Consider the following 3688-nt stretch of genomic DNA (forward strand, 5'->3'; position numbering starts at 1 on the left):
TGCCCGCCGGAACGGTTTGGCAGGCAAAACGCATCCGGCCGCCGGGACATGGACGGAGGAAAGAACAGGAAAAAGAGCGGCGCCCAGATTGCCTGGAGTGTGATCGCAGTGATTTTTTTGTTCAATGTTGTGTCCGCGCTGATCACATCCTGTTCTGCGTGAACCTTGCACAATAGAAAAGACGGACGGCAGGTAAGCCGTCCGCCTTTTCTGTATCGGAACCTATCAGGAGAGGGAATGTCTCAGTTCAGCGTTTTGCCAAAGAACGCCAATTCCGGCCGGATCACCGCCATCAGTTCATCAAACTGATCGGGGGTCAGGCTCTGGGCACCGTCGCTCTTGGCTTTGGCCGGGTCATTGTGAGTCTCGATCATGAGTCCGTCCGCCCCAACGGCCACCGCCGCCTGAGCCAGGGAAGGCACCATGAAGGCGATACCTGCCGCGTGGCTGGGGTCAATGACTACCGGAAGATGGGTCATCTTTTTCAGCATGGGCACCGCAGCCAGGTCCAGGGTGTTGCGCATGCTGGTTTCAAAGGTGCGGATGCCCCGCTCGCACAATACCACGTTGGGGTTGCCTTCGGCCATAATGTACTCGGCGCTCATCACCAGTTCTTCCAGCGTGGAGGAAAGCCCCCGCTTCAGCAGGACCGGCACCTTCAGCTTGCCCACGGCCTTCAGCAGTTCAAAGTTCTGCATATTGCGGGCGCCGATCTGAATCATATCCACATGGGCGTCCAGAAAAAGCGGAATATGCTCGTTGTTCATCAGTTCGGTGACGATGGGCTGCCCGGTCACAGCCCGGGCCTCCTGCAGCAGTTCCAGCCCTTCGGCCCGCAATCCCTGGAAGCTGTAGGGGCTGGTGCGCGGTTTGAATGCGCCGCCCCGCAGGATGCTGGCCCCGGCGGTTTGTACCCGCTGGGCAATGCCCACGATCTGGTCGCGGCTTTCCACACTGCAGGGGCCGCTCATCACGGCAAAGTATCCGCCGCCGATTTTGTGGCCGCCTACATCCACCACCGTATCGTCGGGGTGGAACTTGCGGTTGGCTTTCTTGTAAGGTTCGCTGACCCGGCGGCAGGTGTCTACCACGGGGTTGGCCAGAACCCAGCTTTCGGCCAGGGCCTTGGTATCGCCGATGAGGCCCAGAATGTGGGTGTCGTGGCCGGTAGAATCGTTGATTTCAAAACCCATACCGCGCAGTTCGGCGCAGAATTCCTGAATCTTGTCGGCAGGGGCGTTTTGCTTTAATACGATGATCATGGGGGCAATCTCCTGTTGCATGTTTTTGTTGCTATGGAGATTTTAACACTTTAAAGCATTGAAGTCAAGCCCCCTTGCGGAAAAAGATTTTGCGACTTATAATAAGGGCCATACAGAGTTTGCAAAAGAGGGATTCTTTATGGGAAAAGAAGCAAAAACCAACGCTATGCGGATGTTGGAGCGGGCCAAGATTACCTATACGGCCCATGAATACCCGCACGAGGAAGGCCAGGCGGTGGATGGTGCCACAGTGGCCCGGCTGACCGGGCAGGACCCGGCACGTGTATTCAAGACGCTGGTCACCCAGGGGGCGGACCGCAACTATTATGTGTTTGTGGTACCGGTTCTGGCCGAACTGGACCTGAAAAAGGCTGCTAAGGCTGCCGGTGTCAAAAGCGTGGCCATGATCCATGTGGCCGATATCAACAAGGTGACCGGGTACATCCGGGGCGGCTGCAGCCCGGTGGGTATGAAAAAGCAGTATGCCACGGTGTTTGACGAGAGCTGCCTGGCCCAGCCCACCATGCTGGTGTCGGGCGGGCGGATCGGTACCCAGATCGAATGTGCTCCGGCGGACCTGATCAAGGTTTCCCGCGGCAAAACCGCAGCCATCATCCAGGAGCATGCCCAATGATGCGGCTGGATAAATACCTGGCGGAACGCACCGGCATGACCCGCAGCGAAAGCCGCAAAGCCATCACCAAAGGGCGGGTGGCAGTGAACGGCGTGGTCTGCCGAAAAGCCGATACCCAGGTGGTCGAGGATGCCGCCATTGCGGTGGATGGCGCACCGCTGGCCGGCACTTACCAAAAATACGTGTATATCATGTTGAACAAACCGGAAGGTGTGGTCAGTGCCAGCCGGGACAAACGGGATACCACGGTGGTAGACCTGGTGGCGGAACATTTTCCCCGGCGGGCGCTGTTTCCGGCGGGACGGTTGGATAAAACCAGCACCGGTTTTGTTCTGCTGACTGATGACGGCGCGCTGGCCCATGATCTGCTTTCCCCGGCCCACCATGTGGACAAACAGTATCTTGTTACCCTGGACACTCCGCTGACCGATGCCATGCAGGCGGGGTTTGCCGCCGGGGTAACTTTGGCGGATGGGCAGACCCTGGCCCCTGCGGAGGTGGAACCGGCAGGGGAGGACCCCTGTGTGGTTCGGGTCATTCTGCACCAGGGGGTATACCATCAGATCAAGCGGATGTTCGGTGTTTTCGGGGCGGGTGTTAATGGCCTGCACCGGGAGGCTATCGGTAAGGTGGCGCTGGACCCGGCCCTGGCACCGGGCCAGTGGCGGGAACTGACCCCCGAGGAATTGCAGCGGCTGCAAGAACAATAATTAAAGTACAAGAGGCACTCCCATACACGGGGATGCCTTTTTGTTTTATGCCTTTTTCTGTTTCATGTACGTTTGCAAAATTTCCCGTTCACAAAAGGGCAGGGTCTTGCCGCCCCGCTGCAGGGTGGTTTCGTGCCCTTTGCCGATGACGGCGATCATATCCCCCGGCTGCCCGTGATCCAACGCATAGTACAGGGCTTTGCGCCGGTCGGGGATCTCCACAAAAGCGGTGTCGGGATTGCCCCGCCGCATCCCGGTGCGGATATCAGCCAGAATGTCGCGGAGCGGTTCCCCGCGGCTGTTGTCCTCGGTCAGGATGCACAAATCAGCCAGCCGGGCGCAGACTTCCCCCATGCCGAACCGACGTACCCGGCTGCGGCCGCCGCCGCACCCGAACACCACCACCAGCCGTTTGGGCTGGTAGGCACGCAGGGTGGTCAGCAGGTTTTCGGCGGCGGCTTCGTTGTGGGCGTAGTCAATCACAACGGTGAAAGGGGCGTCCAACGGAACCGGCTGCACACGTCCCTCTACGGTGACGTGCGCCAGCCCCCGCCGTACCGCATCGGCGGGCAGGTCCAGCACCCCGGCCACGGCCAGCGCCGCCAGCGCGTTGCAGATGCTGAAACGCCCCGGCATGGCGATGCGGTAAGGGCGTAAGATGCCATCCGGCCCGGCGGCGGAAAAGGCCACCCCTAAAAATCCCGGCTGCTGTTGCAAGCAAAAATCCTCCCCCGCGCGCCAGTCGGCCGGGTGGTCCATGCCATAGGTCACCACCCGGCAGCTGTGCTGGTTCAGAATGGCCTCGGTCTGGGGATCGTCCGCATTCACAACGCCCACCCGGCACCGCCGGAACAGCACGCTTTTCCAGGCGCGGTACTCAGCAAAGCTGGCGTGTTCACCGGGGCCGATGTGGTCGGGGGAAAGGTTGGTGAACACCCCCACGTCGTATTCAATGCCGGTCACCCGGTCCATCTTCAGCCCCAGACTGGATACTTCCATCACGCAGGCATCACACCCGGCATCGACCATCTGCCGCAAAAGCCGCTGCAGGTCACAGCTTTCGGGGGTGGTGTGCTGCAGGG

General features: G+C 60.1%; 4 protein-coding genes. 2 read left to right on the plus strand and 2 right to left on the minus strand.

What is annotated here, in order from left to right; all coding sequences use genetic code 11:
* Window positions 1-242 precede the first annotated feature (242 nt).
* Window positions 243-1262 (minus strand): 3-deoxy-7-phosphoheptulonate synthase, encoded by a 1020-nt coding sequence (gene aroF / locus H6B10_RS13205; RefSeq protein ID WP_204652033.1) that lies wholly within the window; start codon window positions 1260-1262, stop codon window positions 243-245.
* A gap of 139 nt (window positions 1263-1401) precedes the next feature.
* Between aroF and ybaK the strand changes: the two genes are divergently transcribed.
* Both ybaK and H6B10_RS13215 read left to right on the plus strand, forming a co-directional pair.
* Window positions 1402-1896 (plus strand): Cys-tRNA(Pro) deacylase, encoded by a 495-nt coding sequence (gene ybaK, locus H6B10_RS13210; RefSeq protein WP_204652034.1) that lies wholly within the window; start codon window positions 1402-1404, stop codon window positions 1894-1896.
* Window positions 1896-2606, plus strand: coding sequence for a pseudouridine synthase (locus H6B10_RS13215; protein ID WP_204652036.1), 711 nt, complete (start codon window positions 1896-1898; stop codon window positions 2604-2606). The genes ybaK and H6B10_RS13215 overlap by 1 nt, the downstream gene beginning before the upstream one ends.
* 45 nt (window positions 2607-2651) lie before the next feature.
* On the opposite strand, the gene H6B10_RS13220 is transcribed toward H6B10_RS13215, so the two are convergent.
* Window positions 2652-3688 (minus strand): Mur ligase family protein (locus H6B10_RS13220; RefSeq protein ID WP_204652035.1); only part of this gene is annotated, 1037 nt, incomplete at its 5' end.

The organism is Gemmiger formicilis (genome assembly GCF_016901605.1).
Taxonomy (GTDB): Bacteria; Bacillota; Clostridia; order Oscillospirales; family Ruminococcaceae; genus Gemmiger; species Gemmiger formicilis_B.